This is a genomic window from Rhodococcus sp. AC861, from assembly GCF_979256035.1.
Genome location: NZ_CEEDMW010000007.1, coordinates 89,118 through 112,332, shown reverse-complemented (window position 1 = coordinate 112,332; position 23,215 = coordinate 89,118). Strand labels below are relative to the sequence as shown.

The 23,215-nt window shown below is 67.5% G+C and carries 22 protein-coding genes; 11 read left to right on the top strand and 11 right to left on the bottom strand.

The features are described 5' to 3' along the window. The first annotated feature begins 119 nt into the window (after positions 1-119). The 3 genes from AC0IX4_RS20785 (at position 120) to AC0IX4_RS20775 (ending at position 3,322) form a co-directional block, all read left to right on the top strand. Positions 120-1,148 carry a ferredoxin--NADP reductase gene (locus AC0IX4_RS20785; RefSeq protein WP_056074296.1) on the top strand — a complete coding sequence of 343 codons (1,029 nt, stop codon included), beginning with the start codon at positions 120-122 and terminating at the stop codon, positions 1,146-1,148. Between the two features lie 8 nt (positions 1,149-1,156). Continuing rightward, a complete protein-coding gene (locus tag AC0IX4_RS20780) occupies positions 1,157-1,597 on the top strand; it encodes an SRPBCC family protein (RefSeq protein WP_471830851.1) in 441 nt (146 codons plus the stop codon). Between the two features lie 144 nt (positions 1,598-1,741). Then, the gene (locus AC0IX4_RS20775; RefSeq protein ID WP_471830989.1) at positions 1,742-3,322 is read left to right on the top strand and encodes an alpha/beta hydrolase; all 1,581 of its coding nucleotides are present in this window, start codon (positions 1,742-1,744) and stop codon (positions 3,320-3,322) included. On the opposite strand, the gene AC0IX4_RS20770 is transcribed toward AC0IX4_RS20775, so the two are convergent. From AC0IX4_RS20770 to AC0IX4_RS20750, 5 genes are read right to left on the bottom strand one after another with little or no spacing between them, the layout of a single operon-like run. Continuing rightward, on the bottom strand, positions 3,232-3,954 hold the full coding sequence (locus AC0IX4_RS20770) for a DUF998 domain-containing protein (protein WP_471830849.1): 723 nt from the start codon (positions 3,952-3,954) through the stop codon (positions 3,232-3,234). The two genes, AC0IX4_RS20775 and AC0IX4_RS20770, sit on opposite strands and share 91 nt — an antisense overlap. 21 nt (positions 3,955-3,975) lie before the next feature. Next, positions 3,976-5,319 carry a DUF2254 domain-containing protein gene (locus AC0IX4_RS20765; RefSeq protein WP_471830848.1) on the bottom strand — a complete coding sequence of 448 codons (1,344 nt, stop codon included), beginning with the start codon at positions 5,317-5,319 and terminating at the stop codon, positions 3,976-3,978. A gap of 33 nt (positions 5,320-5,352) precedes the next feature. Further along, the gene (locus AC0IX4_RS20760; protein WP_027504901.1) at positions 5,353-5,754 is read right to left on the bottom strand and encodes a RidA family protein; all 402 of its coding nucleotides are present in this window, start codon (positions 5,752-5,754) and stop codon (positions 5,353-5,355) included. Further along, positions 5,751-6,515, bottom strand: coding sequence for an IclR family transcriptional regulator (locus tag AC0IX4_RS20755; protein ID WP_471830846.1), 765 nt, complete (start codon positions 6,513-6,515; stop codon positions 5,751-5,753). The genes AC0IX4_RS20760 and AC0IX4_RS20755 overlap by 4 nt, the downstream gene beginning before the upstream one ends. After that, positions 6,512-7,528, bottom strand: a complete 1,017-nt coding sequence (locus tag AC0IX4_RS20750) for a sugar kinase (protein ID WP_471830844.1) — start codon at positions 7,526-7,528, stop codon at positions 6,512-6,514. Before AC0IX4_RS20750 ends, AC0IX4_RS20755 begins: the two co-directional genes overlap by 4 nt. A gap of 127 nt (positions 7,529-7,655) precedes the next feature. Between AC0IX4_RS20750 and AC0IX4_RS20745 the strand changes: the two genes are divergently transcribed. Genes AC0IX4_RS20745 through AC0IX4_RS20730 form a run of 4 tightly spaced genes read left to right on the top strand, consistent with a single transcriptional unit; the run spans position 7,656 to position 12,637 of the window. After that, positions 7,656-8,927: a type III PLP-dependent enzyme domain-containing protein gene (locus AC0IX4_RS20745; protein ID WP_471830842.1), complete on the top strand. Its 1,272-nt coding sequence runs from the start codon at positions 7,656-7,658 to the stop codon at positions 8,925-8,927. 2 nt (positions 8,928-8,929) lie between these two features. Continuing rightward, the gene (locus AC0IX4_RS20740; protein ID WP_471830840.1) at positions 8,930-10,540 is read left to right on the top strand and encodes an N-acyl-D-amino-acid deacylase family protein; all 1,611 of its coding nucleotides are present in this window, start codon (positions 8,930-8,932) and stop codon (positions 10,538-10,540) included. Further along, complete coding sequence (locus AC0IX4_RS20735) at positions 10,537-11,169, top strand: bifunctional 4-hydroxy-2-oxoglutarate aldolase/2-dehydro-3-deoxy-phosphogluconate aldolase (protein WP_471830838.1); 633 nt, start codon at positions 10,537-10,539, stop codon at positions 11,167-11,169. Before AC0IX4_RS20740 ends, AC0IX4_RS20735 begins: the two co-directional genes overlap by 4 nt. Before the next feature lie 28 nt (positions 11,170-11,197). Next, positions 11,198-12,637 (top strand): GntP family permease, encoded by a 1,440-nt coding sequence (locus AC0IX4_RS20730; RefSeq protein ID WP_042575601.1) that lies wholly within the window; start codon positions 11,198-11,200, stop codon positions 12,635-12,637. A gap of 109 nt (positions 12,638-12,746) precedes the next feature. Here AC0IX4_RS20730 and AC0IX4_RS20725 read toward each other — a convergent pair whose 3' ends face one another. The 4 genes from AC0IX4_RS20725 to AC0IX4_RS20710 are packed head-to-tail and all read right to left on the bottom strand — an operon-like array spanning position 12,747 to position 16,781. Then, a complete protein-coding gene (locus AC0IX4_RS20725) occupies positions 12,747-14,069 on the bottom strand; it encodes an LLM class flavin-dependent oxidoreductase (RefSeq protein WP_471830837.1) in 1,323 nt (440 codons plus the stop codon). A gap of 12 nt (positions 14,070-14,081) precedes the next feature. Then, a complete protein-coding gene (locus tag AC0IX4_RS20720) occupies positions 14,082-14,906 on the bottom strand; it encodes an ABC transporter permease (protein ID WP_471830835.1) in 825 nt (274 codons plus the stop codon). Next, the gene (locus AC0IX4_RS20715; RefSeq protein WP_471830834.1) at positions 14,899-15,702 is read right to left on the bottom strand and encodes an ABC transporter ATP-binding protein; all 804 of its coding nucleotides are present in this window, start codon (positions 15,700-15,702) and stop codon (positions 14,899-14,901) included. Before AC0IX4_RS20715 ends, AC0IX4_RS20720 begins: the two co-directional genes overlap by 8 nt. Next, on the bottom strand, positions 15,699-16,781 hold the full coding sequence (locus AC0IX4_RS20710; protein ID WP_471830833.1) for an ABC transporter substrate-binding protein: 1,083 nt from the start codon (positions 16,779-16,781) through the stop codon (positions 15,699-15,701). Before AC0IX4_RS20710 ends, AC0IX4_RS20715 begins: the two co-directional genes overlap by 4 nt. Before the next feature lie 165 nt (positions 16,782-16,946). Here AC0IX4_RS20710 and AC0IX4_RS20705 point away from each other — a divergent pair, with 165 nt between their 5' ends. The 4 genes from AC0IX4_RS20705 (at position 16,947) to AC0IX4_RS20690 (ending at position 20,186) form a co-directional block, all read left to right on the top strand. Beyond that, entirely contained in the window at positions 16,947-17,603 is a 657-nt protein-coding gene (locus AC0IX4_RS20705; RefSeq protein WP_471830832.1) for a response regulator, read from the top strand. Next, the gene (locus AC0IX4_RS20700) at positions 17,567-18,784 is read left to right on the top strand and encodes a sensor histidine kinase (RefSeq protein WP_471830831.1); all 1,218 of its coding nucleotides are present in this window, start codon (positions 17,567-17,569) and stop codon (positions 18,782-18,784) included. The genes AC0IX4_RS20705 and AC0IX4_RS20700 overlap by 37 nt, the downstream gene beginning before the upstream one ends. After that, a complete protein-coding gene (locus AC0IX4_RS20695; RefSeq protein WP_471830830.1) occupies positions 18,781-19,797 on the top strand; it encodes a hypothetical protein in 1,017 nt (338 codons plus the stop codon). The genes AC0IX4_RS20700 and AC0IX4_RS20695 overlap by 4 nt, the downstream gene beginning before the upstream one ends. 146 nt (positions 19,798-19,943) lie before the next feature. Beyond that, a complete protein-coding gene (locus AC0IX4_RS20690) occupies positions 19,944-20,186 on the top strand; it encodes a response regulator transcription factor (protein ID WP_471830828.1) in 243 nt (80 codons plus the stop codon). Between the two features lie 85 nt (positions 20,187-20,271). On the opposite strand, the gene AC0IX4_RS20685 is transcribed toward AC0IX4_RS20690, so the two are convergent. Further along, on the bottom strand, positions 20,272-21,039 hold the full coding sequence (locus tag AC0IX4_RS20685) for a DeoR/GlpR family DNA-binding transcription regulator (protein ID WP_471830827.1): 768 nt from the start codon (positions 21,037-21,039) through the stop codon (positions 20,272-20,274). Positions 21,040-21,048: 9 nt separating this feature from the next. After that, complete coding sequence (pdxA, locus tag AC0IX4_RS20680; protein WP_471830826.1) at positions 21,049-23,214, bottom strand: 4-hydroxythreonine-4-phosphate dehydrogenase PdxA; 2,166 nt, start codon at positions 23,212-23,214, stop codon at positions 21,049-21,051. Between the last annotated feature and the right edge of the window lies 1 nt (position 23,215).

Here is a 23,215-nt window from a genome sequence, read left to right as displayed (position 1 = left end):
CGGGATCGAAGGTGCCGATGTCATGCCGGAAGCGTCACTGACAACCGTGCCATTTGTCAATGGCCTATAGTTCAATGAAACAATCCGTGTTGGTTCATCGAAGGGACCCCGCCGTGACGATCGACTCCGTGGACGTTGCCGTCCACACCGTTCGACTGCAGGTGGACGAGGTGATTCGCGAAACCGCCGACGCCGTCACCCTGGTGTTCTCGACCCCTCTCGACTACCGGCCGGGCCAGTTCCTGACTCTGGAGATCCCGAGTCCGGACGGCGAGCCGGCGGCACGGTGCTACTCGTTGTCCAGCAGTCCGTCCACCAGTGAGCGGGCTGCCATCTCGGTCAAGCGGACCGCCGGCGGGTTCGCGTCCAACTGGATCTGCGACACCGCAGCGGCAGGCATGACGCTGACGTCGCTCCACCCCGCAGGCACCTTCGTGCCGACACGGTGGGACCGTCCACTCGTCCTCGTCGCCGCCGGAAGCGGCATCACCCCGATCATGTCCATCCTGAAGACGGCGTTGACAGCGCACGGAGAACGCGTCGTCCTGCTCTACGCCAATCGCTCCCGCGACTCGGTGATGTTCGCCGACACTCTCGACGAGCTCCTCCGCCGCTTTCCGACGCGGTTGACCGTCGCCCACTGGTACGAGGCGGAGTCGGGACTACCGACCGACGCGGGCCTGCGCGACCTCCTGGACACGTCGGTGGAGAACGCGGACGCGTACCTGTGCGGGCCGGAACCGTTCATGGAGGTCGCTCGCCGCAGCCTCGTGACGTCCGGGGTGTCGCAGGAGAACATCCACCGCGAGGTGTTCGCGTCGCTGACGAGCAATCCGTTCCGCGCGGTAGCCCCGACTCCCACGGGATCCGGCATCGGAACCCCGGTCGAGGCCGAGGTGGAGGGCGAAACGCACTCGTTCCACTGCCCTCCGGATACGGTACTTCTCGACGCGATGCTGAGCGAAGGCATCGACGCGCCGTTCGTCTGCCGCGAAGGCAATTGCGGTGCATGTGCTTTCACCCTCCTGAGCGGTGAGGTGCACATGCACGTCAATGACACGTTGGACGACTACGAGCTGAAGAAGGGAGTCCGACTGGCATGCCAATCAGTGCCCGTATCGGACTCCCTGCGACTGGAAATCGAGTAAGGACAGACATGGCCGTCATCACCAGACACGTCGAGATCGCAGCCTCCGCGGAGGCGACGTTCGACTACCTCTCCTCCCACGAGAACGTTCCGGACTGGATGTTCGGAGTCACCTCGTTCACACCCGTCGGCGAGGTGAAGCGCGCGCTCGGTGACCGCTTCGAGGCCGAGATGAAGCTGGGCCCGAAGACGCTCCGGTCGACAGTGGACATCGTCGAATGGGTTCCGGGATCGGTCATCTCACTGTCCTCGGTGGCAGGTTTCGAGACGAGTTCGCGCTGGATCGTGACCCCTGTCGACGACGATCATTGCGTCGCGGACGTCGAGTTCGGTTACGAGTTCCCCGGCGGACTCACCGGCAAGGCCATGGCAAAGGTGGTCGAGCCGTTCATCAGCCAGGGCATCTCCGTCACGGATCGCACGCTCAGAGCCCGGCTGGAAGCACGCTAGGCCACCTAGACTCTCCTGCACCGGCGTCGGGTTCCCTGTGCCCTCGCACGAGTTGCGGAGGGTGACGTGAGAAGACTCGCGCCGTGGTTGTCGCGCTTCGAGCCGATCGGACTCGTCGTCGGCCTCGTCTTCTACTGCTGGTCGATGTCGCCGTCGCTGCTCCCCCGGCCCTGGTATCTGCAGGCCGTGGCGACGGGACTGTCGGTTGCCTGCGGATACGGCGTCGGCGTCCTGGTGGTGTGGGGTGTCCGCCGGATGGAGCTCACGCGCGAGTGGCCGGATCGCCTGAAGCGCTGGGGGTGGTACGCGATCGCCCTCGCCGCCGTGGTCGTGCTGCCCCTGTTCCTCGTACTGGGAGCGTGGTGGCAGAACATCTCCCGTGACCTGGTGGGTATCGAACCGAGCAGGTCGTGGGACTACGCCGGCGTCTTCGTCGTTGCCGCCATCCTCTTCGTCCTGGTTCTCCTGCTCGCCCGCGGGATCCGATGGGTCACCGACCGGCTGATCACGCTGATCGGTCGGGTTCTGCCCCCTCCCGTCTCGCGCGGTATCGCGGTCGTCGCTGTGGGTGTCGTGCTGGTCTTCGCAGTCGAGGGACTGCTCGCCACCGGGATCGCCCGCATCTCGAACGGCTCTGCTGCGGCGGCGGACACCGGCAGCGCCGAGGGCGTCGTACAACCCACCGCACCGGAGCGTTCGGGCTCGCCCCAGTCGAAAGAGGAGTGGGACAGCCTGGGCAAGGAGGGCCGCACGTTCGTCGCGAGCGGTCCGACGTCGCAGGACATCACCGACCTCACCGGCTCCCCGGCGCTCACACCGATCCGTGTCTACGCCGGACGCAAGTCGGTCGACGCGGACGGCTTGGGCCTCGGGCGGTCGACAGTCGACTCGCTGGCCGAGCGGCTCGTCGCCGAGTTGGATCGCACCGGCGCGTTCGACCGGAAGTACCTGGCTGTCGCCACGACGACCGGCCGCGGGTGGGTCAACAATTCCGTCGCGTCGTCGCTGGAATACCTCACCGGCGGAGACAGTGCGATCGCGGCGATCCAGTACTCGTTCCTGCCCAGCCCGCTGGCGTTCCTGGCCGACCGTGACACCCCGCTCATCGCCGGCCGTGCGGTCTTCGAAGCCGTGTACGAGCGCGTGCGGGAGTTGCCCGAGAACGACCGTCCGAAGTTGCTGGTCTTCGGAGAATCGCTCGGGTCCTACGGAGGACAGGATGCCTTCTCCGGTGTGCAGGACATGTTGGCGCGCACCGACGGAGCGCTGTGGGTGGGGACGCCGAACTTCTCCGAGCAGTGGTCTCGCGTGACCGACTCCCGCGATCCGGGCAGCCCCGAGATCCTGCCGGTGATCTACGGCGGACAGAACGTCCGCTTCGCCGCCGAACCGTCGGATCTCGACGCACCGGGACTGGTCGACTGGGAGAGCCCTCGGGTCGTCTACTGGCAGCACCCCAGCGACCCCATCGTCTGGTGGTCGTTCGACCTGCTGTTCGGCAAGCCCGACTGGTTGAACGAGCCTCGCGGCGTCGACGTCGACAAGGGGATGACCTGGATTCCCCTGGTCACGTTCTGGCAGGTGACGCTCGACATGGCGCTCGCCGCCGAGGTGCCGGAAGGCCACGGTCACGCCTACGGTCCCGATGCCGCCTCGATGTGGGCGTCCGTCCTCGGCGTCGCGGATTCCGCGCTGGTCGAGCGCGTCACCGACGAACTCCGATAGGCACTCGCCCGCACCCACCACGCCACCGAGATCAGGGCGATCACCTCGACGACCACCAGTAGTCGTTCGACGTACCCGAGCGTGACGACGCGATACCACGGCGTGGTCGTCGTCATGCCGATCAGCAGCGCGTACGCGATGGGCAGGACAGCCGCCACGGACAGCAGGCCGAGCGTCATCGTCCGACGTGCGTGGCGTCGCCACTGCGGTGATCGGATCCACGGAGCGGCGAAGGCGATGACTGCCACCGGGATGCTGACGAAGGCCACCGCGGCCCCACCGCGGTGCACGGCGCCGCCGAGGCCGAGCGTTGCGTCGTTGCTCCAGTCCTGCTTCGGCACGGCGACGACTGCGATCAGGCCGACAGTCCACAGGGTCATCGCGACCGCGGCGACCGACGACGCGCGCAGCAACGACTGCCGGACGGCAGCGACGAGAACAGCGCCGGATCCGACGGCGAGGAGCAACACCCCGACCGTGAACACCCATTGCTGCGCCCCCAACCCGTACTCGCTGATGGTGCGGCGCAGATGCGACGGCGACCCGAGCGCGGTGACGACATCGAGGACGACGACCGTCGCGGCGCCGAGCAGGATGGCGAGAAGCCCGAGGGAGGCGAGGCGGGTCTGCACAGGGTCCTTTCGGCAGCGGATCTACGACTCCACTGTGCCTGACGGTGAGCCGGACACGGCGACCGTCAGGAGACGCCCACGCGCGCGGTCGATCTGGTCGAGGCACGAATCCCGCCCGGCCGGATCCGTCATCTCCCGTCTGCACGCCTCGTCGAGGAGGTCGAGGTGGTACCGGACGCGGTCGATCGACGCGGTGTCGGTCGCTGCCGCACCGAGCCGCTCGGCCAACCGGATACCGGCAGCGACCACCATGGGGCTCGCCATCGCGTAGATCCGTACCGCGCCGAGCGCATGGTCGATCAGGTCGACCACGGGCACCCGACGCAGAACGATCCGTACCGTCCCGGCATCGTCGGTCCTGGCACCGCACGGCGGCGGACGGCCGACGAGAGTCACCATCCCGACGGACAGATCGTCGAGAGCGTTGCGCGCCGTGTACGGGTCGTTCGTACCCGAGGACAGAGCCCGCACCGCCATCTCGGCCAGCTGCTCGACGGCGAACTCGATGTCGTGCTGCGGAGTCCTCTCGTCGCCGATCTCGACCGCGGACTCGATCTCGCGCAGGTGTGACGCGGAGGCGGATCCGCTCCACCGTCGTGACTCCGCGATGGCGTCTCCCTCGATCACGTGCTCGCCCGGTCTGCAGAGCAGCACCACGACGGCATCGGCGTCGACGGCCGAGGACAACGCCGCGTCCTCGTCCACGTCGACGACGACACCGGAACGCGGAGCACGCACCGTGTCGACGTGGTCGGGCAGCGTCACGTCGGCATCCGACGCCGCGTCGGCCGGCGGCTCCGTCGGGTAGAGCTCGTCGACAGCGGCGGAGAGTTCGTCCCGCACCCGCGAGGACAGCGTCGCCACCTGGATCGACTGGGCTATGTGGTGGATGAAGTACACCAGGACGCCCACGTCGAGCACCGCGAGGAGCACGGCGACGTTCACCGCGATGTCGGGTACGAAAACGTCCCCGTCCGAGTCGAGCGACCGGATCGAGCGCAGCACCATCAGGGCGTAGAGGAAGGTCGCTCCGAAGATGCCGAGCACCACCTGATTCCCGCGGTCCGCCATGAAGTTCCGCACCAGTCGCGGGCCGTACGTCGAACTGGCCGTCGCGAGAACCGAGATGGTGATGGAGAAGGACGTCGCCGCCACGCCGAGCATCGACCCGCCGATGGCGCCGAGGATGTCCCGGCTGCCACTCGCGCCCACGTGATAGAGCAGCGACCCGCCGATCCCGATGCCCCGATCGAGGAGCCACCGGTCCAGAGCGACCAGGAGTTGAGCCAGGACGACGGCGACGACGCCCAGGACCGCAGGAACGAACCAGAACGTGCCCTGCAGCCGTACCCACCGTCGTCTCATGGGTTCATGGTGCCCTGACGGTGGGTCGACGTGTCAGACCACCGCGATCGCGTCGATCTCGACGAGCATCTCCTCGCGCGGGAGTCCCGTGAAGACCGTTGTGCGAGAGGGCAGGACGTCACCCTTCGTGTGTTCGAGGACGAATGCGCCGTACGCCTCGTTCATGACGGCGAAGTCCTCGCGCTTCGTCAGGTACACCCGCAGCATCACGACGTCGTCGAAGGTCGCACCGCTCGCCTCCACGATGGCCTTGACGTTTGTCAGCGTCCGCGTGGTCTGCGCCGCGACATCGCCGGGGTACAAGTACTCGTTGGTCGCCGGGTCGACGGGTCCCTGCCCGGACACCTGGACGAACGGGCCCTTGCGCACGCCCTGCGAGAAGGTGTGGGCGGGTGCGGGCGCATCGGTCGTGAGGACAGCGATCTTGTCGGTCATGCAGGTTCCTTCGTCGGGGTCGGACTCCAGCCGAGTTCGGCGGAGATGGTCTCGGCCACCGCGCGCACCTGCGGCAGGGTGCCGAGGACGCGGGCGTGGTCGAGCAGCATGTCGGGCACGGACATCGACACCGCGGCGACGATCGAGCCGGTCCCGTCGCGCACCGGCACGCCGATGCAGTTGACGAACGACTCGTGCTCCTCGTGGTCCTCGGCGTATCCCTGACGGGTCACGAGGGCCAGTTCCTCGAGGTAGCGCTCGGGCGTGTCGATGGTGCGGTCGGTGAAGCGGGTGTACTCGATGCGATGGGCGACGCGGACCTGCTCGTCCGCGGGCAGTCCCGAGATCAGGATCTTGCCGACGGCGGTGCAGTGCAACGGTGCCGGGCGTCCGACACGCGAGTACATCCGCACGCTCTGGGTGGCGTCGAACTTGTCGATGTAGACGGCCTCCCCCGACTCGTAGGTCGCGAGGTGGATCGTCTGCTTGGTCTCCGCGTTCAGTGTCACGAGGTACGGCCTCGCCAACGTCCGGATGTCCCGCTGCTCCAACGACCGGTTGGAGAGCTCGAAGAGCGTCGATCCCAGGCGATACCGATGTTCGTGGTCGTGCTGGACGAAGCGCTCCGCCTCCATCGCGCGCAGCAGTCGCAGGACAGTGGTCTTGTGCACGTCGAGGTGGGCGGCCAACTCGTCCAACGATCGCGGACCATCCGCCAGCACCCGGAGCAGGGTGAGCGCGCGGGACACACTCTGACTCATACGGCGATTCCCCTTTCGGCGTCGTAGTCGATGCGCGACCACTCCTCGTCCGAGGATGTCACCAGTGCGTCGAGACGGTGCAGCGGAAGCAGATGGGCCGCGTCGCCGTGCGCGGTGAGAGCGCCAGCCGCGCACAGGTGCCCCAGCCTGATCGCACGCTGCTGATCGTCGCCGCGGAGGACACCGGCCAGGTAACCACCCGCGAACGCGTCTCCCGCACCGATCTTCTCGACCACCGACAACCGCAGAGCCGGGACGTCGACACGCTCGGCGCCGTCGAATCCCACGACCACGTGGGCGTCGTTCTTGATCACGAGGCGGCGCGGCTCGGGGAACAGGGCACGCAGCGCGTCGGGGTCTCCGGTGCCGAACACCTCTTGCGCTTCGTCGGCACCCATCAGCACGATGTCGCTACGCCGGACCTGTTCTCCGAGAACGACATCGGCGCTCCCGGTGGTCCACAGCCGCGGACGGTGGTTGAGGTCGAAACTCAGCAGACCGGGCGACGACGCCAACGCGGCCGCAGCCTCGCGCGCGGTGTCCGACAGGGCGAGCGTGATGCCGCTGACGTGGACGAGGTCGGCCGCCGCGAGCACCGGTGTTGCCCCGACGATGTCGTCGACACACAGCGCACTGGCGGCGGAACCGCTGCGGAAGTACGTCATTCGACTCTCCCCGGCGGGCAGGTCCGACGCGTGACCGCTGCCCGAACCACGTTCCTTGACGTACATGCCGGTGGTGCGGGTCTCGTCGACGATCACCGCCGACGTGTCCACCCCACTCGCGCGCAGCGTCTCCGTCAGGTAGCGGCCGAAGCCGTCGTCACCGACGCGCGAGAGCCAGGACGCGTCGACGTCCAACTGGGCGAGGACCCGGGCGACGTTGGCCTCGGCTCCTCCGGCCGACCGCTCGAACGTGTCCGAGTGTTCGAGGGGGCCGGGCTGCGCGACCATGACGACGAGCCCCTCGCCGACACACGCCACCCGTGGAGTCGCCGCACCGGGTGATCTCACATCAATTCCCTTCGATGTCTTGCGAGTTGTCCCTGTTCGTTGCAGACTAACGACACCGAACACAGTTTGCAATCAGCGTTGCAACATACGCAACGCTACAGCGCCGCATCCGGCGCAGGAGGATTCGATGATCGACAAGGCTGCCGTCGAGGCGCTGCACGACCGCACTCTCGGCCCCGAGTACAAGTCCGTCCCACCTGCCGCGTGGGGTCTGACAGTGCGCGACTATCTGGCGACGGCGCCCACGCTGGCCGACTTCGCGACGCCGGTGGTCACGCTGGATCGCGGCCGCCTCACGTCGAACATCGACGTGATGGCGCGCTGGGCCGATGCGGCCGGCATGCGCCTGGCACCGCACGGCAAGACGACAATGGCGCCGCAGCTGTGGGCGGAACAACTGGAGGCGGGCAGCTGGGGTATCACTTTGGCCACCGGGTGGCAGGTGCAGCTAGCTCGCGCGTTCGGCGTGCAGCGCATCCTTCTCGCCAATGCCCTGATCGACCCGGTGACGCTCCGTTGGATCTCGGCGGACCTCGACGCTCACGACGACGTCGAGTTCGTCTGCTGGGCAGACAGTGTCGACACCGTGGCACGCATGACGGAGATCCTGGGCGCCGTGACACGACCGATCCCGGTGATCGTCGAACTCGGTGGGCCGCACGGCCGCACCGGGGCACGCAGAGTGGACGAGGCACGACGCGTCGCGGCCGCGATCTCCTCGTCGCCGTCGGTCACCCTCGCAGGAGTCGGCGGATACGAGGGCGCGCTGGCCCACGACCGCACACCCGCAGGACTGGACGCCGTGCGCGCCTACCTCGACGAGGTCGCCGCCCTGCACGCCGGTCTCGCCGCCGACGGCCTGTACGAGGGACGAGCGATCGTCACCGCGGGTGGTAGCGCCTACCAGGACCTGGTGGTCGAGCGGCTCTCGTCGGTCGTCGACGAGCACACAGCCGTCGTGCTGCGCTCGGGCGCCTACGTGGTGCACGACGACGGCTTCTACGCCGACATCTCCCCGCTCATCGCCTCCCGCGTCGGCGAGGAGCACCTGTCCTCCGCGATGCACGGCTGGGCGCGGGTGGTGTCGCGTCCGGAACCCGAACTCGCACTGCTCGATGCGGGCAAGCGTGACTTCCCGTTCGACGAGGGGCTGCCGACACCGCAGCGCATCGGCGGCCGGGACGCGGAGGCGGGGCACCACATCTCGGCGCTCAACGATCAGCACGCCTTCCTCCGGACGCCGGGCACGGCCCGCGAAGACGTTCCCGTCGGGACGGTCGCACGGCTCGGCCTGTCGCATCCCTGCACGGCGTTCGACAAATGGCGTCTGCTTCCGGTCGTCGACGACGCCGACGCGGCGAACCCGCGCATCGTCGACCTGATCCACACCTTCTTCTGATCATGGCGGACATCCTCTTTCGCGGCGGTGACGTCGTCGACGGCACCGGGTCCGACCGAGTCCGCGCCGACGTTCTCGTCGACGACCGACGCATCACGCGGGTCGCGGCACCGGCTACCGTCACCGACGCGCAGACCGTCGTCGACGTGCCACGGGGCCACGTCGTCGCACCGGGTTTCATCGACATGCACGCCCACTCCGACCTCGGCCTCCTGACCACACCCGGACACGTTCCGAAGATCACCCAGGGTGTCACCACCGAGGTGCTCGGTCAGGACGGCCTCTCCTACGCGCCCGTCTCCGACGAGACGCTCGCGGTGATCCGCCGTCAGATCTCCGGGTGGAACGGCAATCCCACCGATCTCGACATCACGTGGCGCTCGGTCGCCGAGTATCTGGACCGGCTCGACCGGGGCATCACCCCGAACGCCGCGTACCTGGTGCCGCAAGGAACGCTGCGCTATCTGGCGGTCGGGGCGGATCAGCGTCCTGCGACCGCCGCCGAGGTCGAGCACATGCGAGAGCTGGTGGCACAAGGCATATCCGAGGGCGCAGTCGGCATGTCCAGCGGACTGACCTACACGCCCGGGATGTACGCCGACACGGGCGAACTGCGCGCGCTGTGCGAGGTCGTCGCCGAGTTCGGTGGCTTCTACGCTCCGCACACCCGCTCCTACGGCAAGAACGCTCTCGGCGCATACCGGGAGATGATCGAGCTCTCCCGTGAGACCGGCTGCGCCCTGCACCTGACCCACGCCACCATGAACTTCGGCGAGAACAAGGGCCGCGCCGGCGAATTCCTCGACATGGTCGACGCCGCGATCGCCGACGGGTGCGACATCACGCTCGACACCTATCCCTACCTGCCCGGCGCCACCACCCTGTCCGCGCTGCTGCCCAGCTGGGCGATGTCCGGCGGACCCGACGCGGCGCTGGGCCGTCTCGACGATCCCGACGTGCGGCGCCGCATCACCGACGACGTGAATCGCTACGGCTCGGACGGCTGCCACGGCGTCACGGTGGAATGGGAGACGATCCAGCTCAGCGGCGTCGCGAATGCAGACCTCGACCGCTACGTCGGGAAGACCGTCCTCGACATCGCGACCGAGGAGGGCCGCGCACCCGTCGACGTGTTCTTCGACGTGCTCCAGCGAGATGCGTTGAGCACCACCATCCTCCAACACGTCGGGCACGAGGAGAACGTGCGCGCCATCATGGTGCATCCCCACCACATGGGTGGCAGCGACGCCATCCTGGTGGGCGAGCGTCCGCATCCGCGGGCCTGGGGCACGTTCCCTCGCTACCTCGGCCACTATGTCCGCGACGAGGGTCTGATGTCTCTGGAGGACTGCGTCCATCACCTCACGGGACGGCCCAGTGCACGACTCGGTCTCACCGATCGTGGCCTCGTCCGCGAGGGCCACGCGGCGGATCTGGTGGTCTTCGATCCGGCCACCGTCCGGGACACCGCCACTTTCGACCACCCCAAGCAGCAGGCCGTCGGCATCGCGCACGTTCTCGTCAACGGCTCCTTCGCCGTGCGCGACGGCGTCCCCACCGGGACACTCGCCGGCCGCTCCCTCCGCCGCACCTCTCACGGAAGAACCTCATGACGACCCGATTCGACGACGCACTCGCCACGATCCAGGAGGACCGCGCGCTGGTGGTGGTCCGTGCCCCGTCCATCCCCGATCCCGCCGCGTTGGCGGATGCCCTCGTCGCCGGCGGACTGCGCGCCGTCGAGCTGACCTTCACCACACCGAACGTGCTGGACTGCCTGCGCGCCGCGTCGTCGTCCGGTGCCGTGATGGGTGCGGGCACCGTGATGACGGGTGATCAGGCTCGCGCCGCGATCGACGCGGGTGCACGCTTCCTCGTCACTCCCGGCCTGCGTCCCGACGTCGCCGCGGTCGCTCACGAACGGGACGTTCCCGTCATGATGGGCGCGCTCACGCCCACCGAGATCATGGCGGCGCTCGATCTGGGCGCCGCCGCGGTGAAGGTGTTCCCCGCGAAGCTGTTCGGCCCCAGCTACTTCGGTGATCTCCGCGGTCCGTTTCCCGACGTTCCCCTCGTTCCGTCCGGCGGCGTCAACGCCGACAATGCCGCCGACTACCTCGCCCGCGGCGCCGTCGCCGTCACCGCGGGCACCGACGTCGTTCCACCGGCTGCGGTCGCGGCCGGGCTCTGGGACGACATCACCGCACGCGCCACCTCGTTCGTCCACTCACTCTCCCGCTGACTCTCCACATACTTCGAAAGGCAACCTCATGGGTTCCGTCGTCGACTGGTTGAGGACGTCCACTCCCGGACTCCTCGTTCTGTGCGGTATCGCGATCGCGGTCCTGCTCGTCGTCATCATCAAGGTCAAGCTCGAACCGTTCATCGCCCTCCTCATCGTCGGTCTGGGACTCGCCGTCGCAGCCGGCCTTCCGGTGTCGCAGATCGTGGGTACCGCCATCAAGAGCGGCGACTCGATTCTCGAGACGGGCTTCGGTGGCATCCTCGGCCACATCGCCGTGATCATCGGACTGGGTACCGTTCTCGGTGCCATCCTCGAGAGGTCCGGTGGTGCGCAGGCACTGACCGCCAAGCTTCTCGGCGTCTTCGGTGATCGCGGCGCACCTATCGCGATGGGTCTGCTCGGCCTCATCTTCGGCATCCCCGTCTTCTTCGACATCGGCATCTTCGTTCTCGCCCCGCTCGTCTACGTCGCGGCGCGACAGGGCGGGAAGTCGTTGGTGTTGTATGCACTTCCGATGCTCGCGGGCCTGTCGATGACGCACGCGTTCCTGCCTCCGCACCCCGGCCCCGTCGCGCTGGGCGGCCTGCTCGAGGTCAACCTGGGCTGGCTGATCCTCATGGGCTTCATCTGCGGCATCCCCGGTTTCATCGCGGCCGGTCTCGTGTGGGGCAGCTACATCGGCAAGCGCATCATCGTCGAGGTTCCCGAGGACTTCGTCAACGACGCCGACGACAACGGACCGCACACGTCGGGCGGCACCGCCGTCGAGACGAAGCGACCCGTGGTCACCACTCCCCCGTCCGTCGCGACCATCGGCGCCATCATCGCCGTGCCCCTGGTGCTCATCCTCGGCGCCACGTTCGGCACCATCCTGCTCGACGAGGGCAACCTGCTCCAGGTCCTCACGTTCTTCGGCACCCCCGCGGTCGCTCTGCTCATCGCGGTGCTCATCGCGTTCTACGTCCTGGGTATCCGCCGTGGTTCGACGGTGCAGGAATTGTCCACTCTCACCGGCGAATCGCTCCGCCCGGTCGGCATGCTGCTCCTCGTCGTCGGAGCGGGCGCGTTCTTCGGCAAGGTCATCTCGGCCACCGGAATCGGTACCGCACTCGCGGACACCATGTCCGCGGCGGGACTGCCGATCATCGTGCTCGCGTACATCATCAGCTGTGCGCTGCGTATCGCCCAGGGATCGGCGACCGTCGCCATCGTCACGACCGGTGGCATCGTCGGACCGCTCGTCGCGGCGCAGGACTACTCGCAGATGTCGGTCGCGCTCATCGCCATGGCGATCGCGGCGGGCTCCATCATCCTCAGCCACGTGAACGACGGTGGGTTCTGGATCATCGCCAAGTTCTTCAACCTCACCGTCAAGCAGACGCTGCAGACGTGGACCGTGTTGGAAACCGTGCTGTCGGTCGTCAGCTTCGCCGTGGCAGGGGTGTTGTTCGCGATCGTCAGCTGAGCGCCGTGCGGCCGCGTCGTGGACCGGTGCACGTACAGCCACACTATCGTCCGGAAATGCACCGGATCGCGACATCGGTCGCGCTCCGGTGCATTGTCGTGCATCCCGGTCAGACCCGGCTGGTCGACCTCAGCGGCGCCAGACCGTAGTGACCTCGCAGCGTGGTCTGCGTGTACTCGGTACGGAACAGTCCACGGCGCTGCAGGATCGGGACGACCTGGTCGACGAACACATCGAGACCTTCCGGCAGATACGGCGGCATGATGTTGAACCCGTCCGCGGCACCGCCCTCGAACCACAGCGCGATGTCGTCGGCGAGCTGTTCCGGCGTTCCGGCGAACGTGCGGTGTCCCCGGCCGCCGCCGAGCAACCCGATCAACTGCCGAACCGTCAGGTCCTGCGTTTCCGCGAGGTTCTTCACCAACTGGTATCGACTCTTGTTGCCCTGGATCTCCTCGATGGGCGGCAGCGTCGGCAACAGGTCGTCGAGCGACGTCACCGGGATCTCCACCCCGAGCATGCGGGAGAGCTGCTTCAGCGAATACTCCGGAGAGATGAGGTCGGTGAACTCGGCTTCGAGCACTCGCGCCTCCGCTTCCGTCGACGCGAGATACGGCACCACCCCGGGCAGGATCTTGACGTCGTCCGGCGAACGCCCGTATGCAGCAAGGCGTGACTTCAGGTCGACGTAGAACTCCTGCCCTTCCGCGAGCGTCCGCTGCGCCGTGAACACCGCCTCGGCATAGCGGGCGGCGAAGTCCTTGCCGCTCTCCGACGAGCCCGCCTGCACCAACAGCGGCCGTCCCTGGACGGAACGTGGTGAGTTGAGAGGGCCCTTGACGCGGAAGCGTTTTCCGACATGGTCGATCGCGCGTACCTTGTCGGCGTCGGCGAAGGTGCCGGACTCCTCGTCGAGCACCACCGCGTCGTCGTCCCAGCTGCGCCACAGCTTGTCGGCGACGTCGACGAATTCCGCGGCGCGGTCGTATCGGCCCGCGTGGTCGGGAATGGCGTCGAAGCCGAAGTTGGCGGCCTCGTCCTCACCACCGGAAGTGACGATGTTCCACCCGGCCCGGCCGCCGCTGATGTGATCGAGCGAGGTGAACTTGCGGGCCAGCGTGAACGGGTCGCCGTACCCGGTCGACGCAGTGGCGATGAGCCCCACTCGCTGCGTCACCGTTGCCATCGCGGTCAGCAGCGTGACGGGTTCGAAGATCGCGGGCGCATTGTTGGCGATGCGTGGTCCGGCGGAGAGAGTGTCGGCGAAGAAGACCGAATCGAGAAGTCCGCGTTCGGCAGTACGGGCGAGTTCCTGGAAGTGAGTCACGTCCAACACGCGATGCGCGTCGGTACGTGGGTGTCGCCAGGCCGCCTCGTGATGGCCGACGCCCATGAGGAACGCGTTGAGGTGAAGGTGCCTGTTCTCGGGCATGGAAATCTCCTGTCAGGTGGTGGGGCGCCAGCGCGAGAAGCGGCGCTCGACGGCAACGATGACGCCGTTGAAGGCGAGTCCGATCAGCGAGATCGCGACGATGCCGGCGTACATGTTCGGGATCTGGAAGTTCATCTGCGACGCCGTGATCAGATAGCCGAGTCCTGCTTTCGCGCCGACCATCTCGGCGGCGATCAGGACGAGGATGGACGACGCCGCGGCCATGCGGATACCGGTGAAGATGGTGGGTACGGCAGCCGGCAGAACCACTTTCCGGAAGAGCGCCAGCGGCTTCAGACCCATGGAGCGGGCGGACGTGATCAGCAATGGTTCGACGGTGCGGACACCTGAGATCGTGTTCAGCAGGATCGGGAAGGTGCTCGCGTACAGCACGAGGGCGATCTTCGATGTCTCCCCGATTCCGAGGATCAGGATGAACACGGGGAGCAGCGCGAGCGCGGCGGTGTTGCGGAAGAGTTCGAGGATCGGACCCAGGAACTCGGCCACCGGTTTGTACCAGGCGATCACCACCCCCAGCGGGACTGCGACGACCAAGGCGATACCGAAGCCCGTGACCGCGCGACCCAGGCTGGCCGAGACATGTTCCCACAGTTGGCCGTTGATGACGAGCTCGGCGAAAGCGGAGGCCACCGTCGAGAAGGGCGGGAGGAAGACGGCGTCGACCAGGCCCACACGCGGCGCCACTTCCCACAGCGCGAGGAACGCGGCGATCGCGACCAGTGGCCGCACGAACCTCCAGGCTGCCGCGAACGGACGCCGACGACCGCGATCGATGACCGGCGTCGCTGTCGCCGGGGTCGTGAGCAGATCAACCATGGGACGCTCCTACTGTGTCGGCCTGTGCGCGTTCGGTTTCGGAATGCAGCAGCGTCCACACGTGATGGCGGAGAGCTCTGTAGGACGCCTCCGACCTGATGTCCGGGACACTGCGATCGAGCGAGACATCGACGACGGTCTTGATGCGTCCCGGCCGCGACGTCAGCACGGCAACGCGTTGACCGAGGTAGATGGCCTCGTCGATACCGTGGGTGATGAACACGATGGTCTTGCCGGTCGCCTTCCAAATGCGCAGGAGTTCGTCCTGGAGTGACTCACGTGTCTGCGCGTCGAGAGCTGCGAACGGCTCGTCCATCAGCAGCACCTCCGGGTCGAAGGCCAGGCTCCGCGCGATGGCGACACGCTGCTTCATGCCACCGGACAGCTCGTGCGGGTACCGATCGGCAAAGGCAGTGAGTCCGACGAGTTCGAGATAGTGGTCGGCTACGTCCTGTCTGTCCGTCTTGTTCAGGCCCTTCGCCTCGAGGCCGAATTCGACGTTGCGCCGGGCCGTGCGCCACGGGAACAGCGCGTACTGCTGGAAGACGATGCCGCGGTCGAGCCCGGGACCGTCGATCTCCCTGCCGTCGAGCAGGATCCGGCCACGAGTCGGCGAGCTGAGTCCACCCAGCATGTCGAGCAGCGTCGACTTCCCGCAGCCACTGGGTCCGACGAGGACCAGGAACTCACCGGTCCGTACCTCCAGGTCGATACCGTCGACCGCGGTGACGGTGTCCTTCGAGCCTCGTGACGTGAACTCCTTGCCGACACCCTCCAACACCAGCTTGGCGGTCATTTCGCAGCCGCCAGGGGCTGACCGTCGGCGTCGCTGTCGACCGGATAGGAGCCGTTGGAGTACGGGTTGAACTCGTTCGTGTAGATATCGCTCGCGGTGATGTCGTCACTCAGTCCTTCGTTGCGTGTGAGCCAGTCGATCCAGATGCTGAACTCCTTGTCGGCGATCACCCCGCCCGGAGCGACGCTCGAGCTCTTCCAGTACCCGACCAGGTCGGGATTCTCGTTGCGGCCTCGCCCGGCGATGATCGACCGGTATTCGGCGATGACGTCCTCCCGCGGCGTGGTTTGCGTCCAGCGGATCGCTCGGGCGACACCCTGGACGAAGTCGGCCGTTGCCTCCTTGTTCTGCGCGATGAAGTCCTTCCGCAGCACGTACGTCCCGTACGAGAATGTGCCGTACAGGGATTCGTCGGTGAACAACTCGCGCAGTCCGCCACGTTCGGTCGCTGTCTGGCGGAACACCGAACCGAGGGTGCCGACGTCGATCTGGCCCTGGCGCAGCGCCTGCTCGGTGTTCACCGGAGGCACGACGGTCAGTTCGACCTGGGCGATCTCGTCCTTCGACAAGCCCTGCTGTGCAAGCCATTCCCGGATGATGAACTCGGCGTGGGCCCCGAGCGTGTTCATCGCGACCTTCTTGCCGATCAGGTCGCGCGCTGTGCGGATGGGGCTGTCCTCGAGGACGTAGAAGCCGTTGAACGTGTCCTTGTCGGCGCCGTAGTACGAGATAACCGACTGGATGGGCGCATCCGCTGCGGCCAGTTTGACGATGGCGCCGTTGAACGCACCACCGAACTCCGTCTCACCGGTCGCGGCCGACTGGATGTCCTGAGGCCCGCTGGTCGTGTCACCTACCCAGTCGAGCGACACCTTGTCGAAATAACCGCGGCGCTCGGCGAGTTCGGGGAATGTCACCTGGCTCGCGGATCCCTGATACCGCAGAACCGTTCGTCCGTCGGATGTCGTCGCCACGTCGGAGGATCCCGCACACGCCACCATCGTCGACGCACCCACGACAAGGGCGGCCACCACCGATACTGCGCGAACCATACTGCGGTGCAGGGGAACTCTCGACATGCCTACTGATCTCCTCGTGATGGCAATGGCCGGAACCGGCCGATGCGAGGAAACCTATGTCAGACGTATCGGACACAGTCACCCTTACGATCAGAGTGATTCTGTGGCGCTGTTCGACGGACTGGGTGACAATGTCGCCATGATTGCTCAGCGGGGGTGGGGCAGGTGACGGGAGCGCGGCCGTGGCGGATCGGTGTCGTCGACGACCACGAGTCCGTCGTCGAGGGGCTCAGGTCGATCATCGACGAGGGCGAGGACATGGAGTTCGCCGCCGGGTCCGACACCGTGCACGGGCTCCTGCAGCTCGACACCAGCCTGGATCTCGTCGTCCTGGATCTGCGACTCTGTGACGGTTCGTCCCCCACGACCAACGTGGAGACCCTTCGCGACGCCGGCGTCAACACGCTCGTCTACACATCCGGTGACGAGGCGTACCTCGTCCAACTTGCCGCCGCTGCGGGCGTACTCGGCGTTCTCCGCAAGTCCGCACGTAAGAAGGAGATCCACGAGGCGGTGCGTGCCGCGGCGGCCGGGCACCAGGTGGCCACGATGGATTGGGCCGCGGCGATCGATTCCGACCCGGACTTCGTCGATCTGTCACCTCGGCTGCGACAGGTTCTCCAGCTCTACGCGGCCGGCGAACCGACGGTGCGTGTGGCGCGCGAAACAGGGCTCTCCCCGGATACCGTGACCGACTACGTCGACCGCATACGCCGCAAATACCGCGAGGTCGGACGTCCGGCGCCGACGAAGATCGACCTGTACAAACGAGCGATCGAGGATGGATGGCTGCCGATTCCGCGTCGCTTCCGACGCAGCTGAGCTCTCCCCACCCGTTCGAGCAGGCCGCGGGTGCCCGGATCGTGCAGCAGTTCACGCTGTTCGCGGGCGTCGGTTATCTGTTCTTCCTTCTCGTCACCCTGCCCTCCATCGTCCAGTCCCTCGACGTCATGGCCTGGTGGTGGACCGCCCTGGCAATGGTCTCCGTGTACGGAACAGGCGTGACCACCGGCATACTCGCGGTCCGTCGCGCCTCGACGGGTCGTCTGCGCACCGCCGCCTCCACCAGCGCCGTGGGATACGCGCTCGCGCTGGCGTTGTGGCCTCTCGGCTGGAACGGCAACCTTCTCGACTCGAACGCCATCTGGATCCAGGCGCTCGTCGGTCTGCCGGCACTCACCGCGGCCGCAGCATGGCGACCCGTGTGGCCGTTCGTCTACCTGACGGCCGTGGTCTTCGCGGTGAGCGCCATCAATCATGCGGTGCGAATTCCCGGCCGTGATGATCCCGTGGTCGTCGACGCAGCGTGGACGCTCGCGTTCTGCCTGGTGCCGGTCGCCGCGTCGGTCATGGGCATCCACTCGGCGCGGGTACTAGACGCCACCCGCGACTCCGCCTTCGCGACGGCCGGTGACGCCGCCGCCCTCGAAGCCCGAGCGCTGGAGAGGAACCGACTCGACGCCCTGACCCACGACGGCGTGATGACCACTCTCCTCACCGCGGCGCGGCAGGGCCGGACGCCGTCTGTGGCTCGGCAAGCTGTGAACACCCTGGCCGAGATGCGGACGCTCGCGCAGGGCGACACCGACCCGATCGCCACTCTCGACGCCCACTCCGTTCTGGCGCGGCTACGACACTCCGTCGCCGACGTGGACCCGGCCATCCCGCCGCAGGCAGCGATCACCGCCGACGACGAGTCGAGGTACCCGGCGGACGTCGTGAGCACGCTGGCATCGGCGGCCTCGGAAGCGTTGCGGAACAGTGTCCGACATGCCGGTCGCGACGCCGTGCGACGCGTGGACATCTCCGTCTCGGACGACCACCTCGCCATGACGGTTGCGGACGACGGCATCGGATTCGATCCGGCGTCGGTGCCGGCCCACCGACTCGGACTGGCCGTGAGTGTGCGCGGACGGATGACTCTGCTCCCCGGCGGCACAGCAGAGGTGGAATCCGCGCCCGCGTCGGGCACCTCGGTCCGGCTCGAATGGACGCGACCATGAGCGCGGGAGACATCCGCGGAGTCCTCGGACTCCACACGCGATGGGCTCGGGTGATCGTCACCCTCTATGTCGGAGTGCTCGTCCTGGTCACGGTGCAGACCTCGCGTGGCGCGTCGTCGTGGTGGCCTCTCGCTGCCGGAACCATCATTCTGGCGCTGGCGACAATCGGACTGATCTCGTTCGCGGGCGATCCACTTCCTCGCCTCCCCACCGTGCTGGTGGCGGCGGCCGGTCCGCTCGCCTCCGCGTGTCATCTGGTGGCGCTCCCCGCACCCTTCCTCACTCCGCTACAGGCGTGGACCCACGGTGCGGGGGCAACGCTGTTCTGCTTTCTGTGTGTGCGAGGACGACCGGGTGCCGCATGGGCGGGCTTTGTCGGGACAGCGGCGACATACGGCTTCTGGGGGTTCTCAACCGATCAGGGTTTCGTCGCCGGGGCGATCTACGTCTTCCCCGACGCCGGCGTGTTGTTGATGTCGACGTTCCTGTCACTCACCCTGCGCCCCAACAGCAATTCGATTCTCGTGCTGCGTGAATCGGCGCAGCGTCGTGCCGCCGCGGTCACGGCATCCCAGGCCGCGATGGACGAGCGCGACACCCGGTTGCGCCATCTCGACCGGCTCGCGCGCCCACTCCTCGAACGCATCGCCCACGGACCCGAGCTGACCGACGCGGAACGGAAATCCTGCGAACTTCTCGAGGCGCATCTGCGCGATCGTCTCCGAGCCCCGGCGTTGTCCGACCCCCGCATCGACGACGCAGCACGTGTCGCGCGGAGTCGCGGCGTCGAAGTCATGCTGATCGACGACCACGGCATGGACGACACCGCCGACACGGCCCAGCAATGGGTGCGCGACTCCGTCGTCGACACACTGCGACGTGCAGAGGTCGGAGACGTCAGGGTGCGCATTCATCCTCGCGGCCGGGACGTGATGGCATCCATTTTCGTCGACGACCAGAACGGCCCCCGACGGACCGACTTCGACATCAGCGGACGCAGGACCGGCGACTAGTTCGCTCGGCGAACGGTGCCCCCGATATGCGGGTCCCCCGAAGACGCGGCTACCGCATCGCCCGAACAAAAACGTACGGTCTTTCCAGAAATGTCGACGATGACGGCGGCATGGCGAACGCAGGGGGCCATTCGATGCAGGCAGTAATGACCGACGAACTAGTGAGACCAGCACTCAGCGCACGAGAGATCGAGGTCCTGCGCGCCTGGATCATCAGCGACTCGAAGACGACCGTCGCCCGCACCCTCTACATCTCCCCCGCCACCGTCGGCACCCACATATCCCGCATCCGCGAGAAGTACGACGCCGTCGGCCGCCCCGCCGGCTCCAAGGCGTCCCTCGTCGCGCGGGCGTTGCAGGACGGGCATGTGACGTTGGGCGAACTCTGAGCCGGGGGTTGTTCTGCTCCTCTCGAGCTCATGTGACGCGGGATCCCGCGAATTCTGGTGCCGAGAGGAGCAGAAACTCCACCGGTCAGACCACGACGACGGTGACCCCGGCATCGCGGAAGGGCTGCATCTGCTCCTCGGTCGCACTGGCGTCCGTGACCAGGGTGACGCCCTCGGGCAGGGGCGCCCAGGCGTGGAACGGACGCTGACCCAGCTTCGCCGCGTGCGCAAGCACGTAGACCGTGCCGGCGCGTTCGATCATCAACTCCTTGAGCCGCGTCTGCTCCAGCTCGGCCTCGCAGATGCCGCGGTCGGCGGTGACCGCGTCCGCACCGAGGAAGGCGCGGTCGAACGACACCCGTGCCAAAGACGCCTCGGCCAGCGGTCCGACGAATCCCTGCGACAGGTGACGCAGCGTGCCGCCCAGGCACTCGACACGCACGTCGTCGGCATCCGCCAGCGCTTCGAGCGCGGTGAGACCCGCAGCGATGACCGTGAGTCCGGTGGAGTCACGGAGGTACTCGCCCATGGCACCGACGGTGGTGCCGGCGTCGAGCAGCACCGTCTCGCCCGGGTTCACCTCTCCCGCAGCCCACTTCGCGATCGCACGCTTGGCGTCGAAGCCCTCGACCGCACGCTGGCGCAGTGACGACTCGGGGTGCGGATCGAGCGCGATCGCGCCCCCGTACGTGCGCGCGAGAAGGCCCTCGGCGGTCAGCTGCGACAGGTCCCGACGAATGGTCGAGGCCGTCACGCCGAACTGCGCCGACAGATCCTCCACGCTCGCCAGACCACTCGTCTTGGCCAGTCGGACGATCTCCGCGCGCCGCGCCTGTGACTCCCTGAGCGCCATACCCGAAACCTAGCCGACGTCGGCGGTGCTGGTCGCCAGTTCGGCGGCCTGTCGCAGCGCTTCCACCATGCTGCCGGCCTCGGCGATACCCTTCCCCGCGATGTCGAACGCGGTGCCGTGATCCACAGAGGTGCGGATGACGGGCAGTCCCACCGTGATGTTCACGCCGGCCTCGATACCGAGAACCTTGACAGGTCCGTGGCCCTGGTCGTGGTACATCGCGACGATGAGGTCGTAGTCACCGCGACCCGCGAGGAAGAACGCAGTGTCCGCGGGCAGAGGTCCGACGGCGTCGATCCCGTCGGCCTGCAGCTTCTCGACGGCCGGGACGATCTTCTGATCCTCCTCGCCGTACCCGAACAGGCCGTTCTCGCCGGCGTGCGGGTTGATGCCGCACAGGCCGATCTTCGGGTTGCTGTTCCCCGATCGCACCAGCGCCTCGTACCCGCGGCGGACGGTGCGCTCGACGAGTCCCGGCTCGATCTTCGCGACGGCGTCGAGCAGTCCGATGTGGGTGGTCACGTGGATGACCTTGAGCTTGGGCGTCGAGAGCATCATCGACACCTCCTCGGTACCGGTGAGGTGCGCGAGCAGCTCGGTGTGGCCCGGGAAGATGTGTCCGGCGGCGTGCAGCGCCTCCTTGTTGAGCGGTGCGGTGCAGATGGCCTGGACGTCGCCCGCCACGGCGAGTTCCGCTGCGACACGGATGTATTCGTAGGCAGCATGCCCCGCCACTGCGGACAGCTCACCCCATGCCAGATCCGCGGGCAGCAACCCGAGGTCGACGACGTTGATGCGCCCGCTGGTGAACTCGGCGTCCGCGATGCGCTCGATCGAGACGATGTCGCACTGCACACCCAGGACGTCGGCGGCAAGGCGAAGACGCGCGGCGTCACCGATGACGACGGGCCGGCACCATCCCGCCACCTTCGCGTCGAGCACGGCGGGGACGATGACCTCGGGGCCGATACCCGCGCCGTCGCCCATCGTCAGGGCCACGACGGGCAGGTCGAGAGTCTGGAGATCGGTCGATGTCATGGCTGTGTCCTTCGGTCGGAGCGTGGTGTCCGGCGAGCCGCCGGTGAGGTAGGAATGGATGGCGGACAGGCTGTCTCGATCACCGAAACTTCCCGGCCGCGTGACGACGCGTCGGCCCCGCGGGTCGACGGACACGACGGCGCCGTAATGCACGTGCCCGAGCGGGCGCAGGGTGTCGATGCCGAGCGCGGTGATGACGGCCCGTGCCGTCTCACCGCCGGTGAGCGCGAGGTCGACCGACAGTCCGTCGGTGCCGGCTCGGACGTACTCGGCCAGGGCGACGGACAGGTCACGGGTTCGTGCGACGTCCACGGAGCCGGTCACGGTAAGCGCGACCGAGCCGTCGCGCAGGGCGGAGGAGAGCTCCCGTGCGTCGGCGAGGCCGGCAAGCACATCACCCGCGTCCACGGCCAGCAGTCGCACGCCGTCCTCGGCGAGACGCCGCACCTGATCGACGGCCACCGAGGATGCGGTGCCCACGACGACGAGCACGGGATCGCCCGTACGCGAGACGGAGTGAGGCGTCGCAGTACCACCGAGATTCCGGGCGACAGCCGCGGCAAGCGCCGAGGTGCCCACCAGGATCACGTCGGGTCGCTCCGCCACTGCCGCCACCACCGCGTCGAGATCGGCATCGGACTCGATGTCGCACACGACGACCCCGGCCGTGGCGGAGAGCGCGTCGATGCTGACGAGCGGAGCATCGAGCATGTGCGGCAACGATTCCGGCGGCGCCTCGGATTCGGCATGCCACAGGTCGGTGTCGGCGAGCCGCACACCGTCGACGTGGAGTACGCCGTCGCGGACGACCCGGTTCAGCAGCGGGAGGCCGCCGGCGACTACCACCGGCCCGCGCTCGGACAGGGCGCGCACCGTGGCTGCGACGTTGCCCCGCAGCAACGAGTCGATTTTCGCGAGAACCCGGCCGCCCGACGGGACGGAGCGCAGCGCGGACGACACCAGCAGTTCCGTCTGCTCGGCGGCCATCGCTCGGGTGTCGAGATCCACGACGGAGACTGCCGCGGAACCGATCACGGCGTCGAGAGTCAAAGACACGTCGGGCGTGCGGTCGAGGAACACCCCGGCCACCTCGGCGGCGCCGGAGAGGTCGTCGGCCAGTACGACGAGTGAGGTCATC

What these genes read in the sequence shown, in the direction of transcription:
- AC0IX4_RS20780 (WP_471830851.1), top strand. Translation starts at nt 1,157, where the DNA reads ATGGCCGTCATCACCAGACACGTCGAGATCGCAGCCTCCGCGGAGGCG.
- AC0IX4_RS20775 (WP_471830989.1), top strand. Translation starts at nt 1,742, where the DNA reads ATGTCGCCGTCGCTGCTCCCCCGGCCCTGGTATCTGCAGGCCGTGGCG.
- AC0IX4_RS20765 (WP_471830848.1), bottom strand. Translation starts at nt 5,319, where the DNA reads ATGAGACGACGGTGGGTACGGCTGCAGGGCACGTTCTGGTTCGTTCCT.
- AC0IX4_RS20760 (WP_027504901.1), bottom strand. Translation starts at nt 5,754, where the DNA reads ATGACCGACAAGATCGCTGTCCTCACGACCGATGCGCCCGCACCCGCC.
- AC0IX4_RS20755 (WP_471830846.1), bottom strand. Translation starts at nt 6,515, where the DNA reads ATGAGTCAGAGTGTGTCCCGCGCGCTCACCCTGCTCCGGGTGCTGGCG.
- AC0IX4_RS20745 (WP_471830842.1), top strand. Translation starts at nt 7,656, where the DNA reads ATGATCGACAAGGCTGCCGTCGAGGCGCTGCACGACCGCACTCTCGGC.
- AC0IX4_RS20740 (WP_471830840.1), top strand. Translation starts at nt 8,930, where the DNA reads ATGGCGGACATCCTCTTTCGCGGCGGTGACGTCGTCGACGGCACCGGG.
- AC0IX4_RS20735 (WP_471830838.1), top strand. Translation starts at nt 10,537, where the DNA reads ATGACGACCCGATTCGACGACGCACTCGCCACGATCCAGGAGGACCGC.
- AC0IX4_RS20730 (WP_042575601.1), top strand. Translation starts at nt 11,198, where the DNA reads ATGGGTTCCGTCGTCGACTGGTTGAGGACGTCCACTCCCGGACTCCTC.
- AC0IX4_RS20725 (WP_471830837.1), bottom strand. Translation starts at nt 14,069, where the DNA reads ATGCCCGAGAACAGGCACCTTCACCTCAACGCGTTCCTCATGGGCGTC.
- AC0IX4_RS20720 (WP_471830835.1), bottom strand. Translation starts at nt 14,906, where the DNA reads ATGGTTGATCTGCTCACGACCCCGGCGACAGCGACGCCGGTCATCGAT.
- AC0IX4_RS20715 (WP_471830834.1), bottom strand. Translation starts at nt 15,702, where the DNA reads ATGACCGCCAAGCTGGTGTTGGAGGGTGTCGGCAAGGAGTTCACGTCA.
- AC0IX4_RS20710 (WP_471830833.1), bottom strand. Translation starts at nt 16,781, where the DNA reads ATGTCGAGAGTTCCCCTGCACCGCAGTATGGTTCGCGCAGTATCGGTG.
- AC0IX4_RS20700 (WP_471830831.1), top strand. Translation starts at nt 17,567, where the DNA reads ATGGCTGCCGATTCCGCGTCGCTTCCGACGCAGCTGAGCTCTCCCCAC.
- AC0IX4_RS20695 (WP_471830830.1), top strand. Translation starts at nt 18,781, where the DNA reads ATGAGCGCGGGAGACATCCGCGGAGTCCTCGGACTCCACACGCGATGG.
- AC0IX4_RS20690 (WP_471830828.1), top strand. Translation starts at nt 19,944, where the DNA reads ATGACCGACGAACTAGTGAGACCAGCACTCAGCGCACGAGAGATCGAG.
- AC0IX4_RS20685 (WP_471830827.1), bottom strand. Translation starts at nt 21,039, where the DNA reads ATGGCGCTCAGGGAGTCACAGGCGCGGCGCGCGGAGATCGTCCGACTG.
- pdxA (WP_471830826.1), bottom strand. Translation starts at nt 23,214, where the DNA reads ATGACCTCACTCGTCGTACTGGCCGACGACCTCTCCGGCGCCGCCGAG.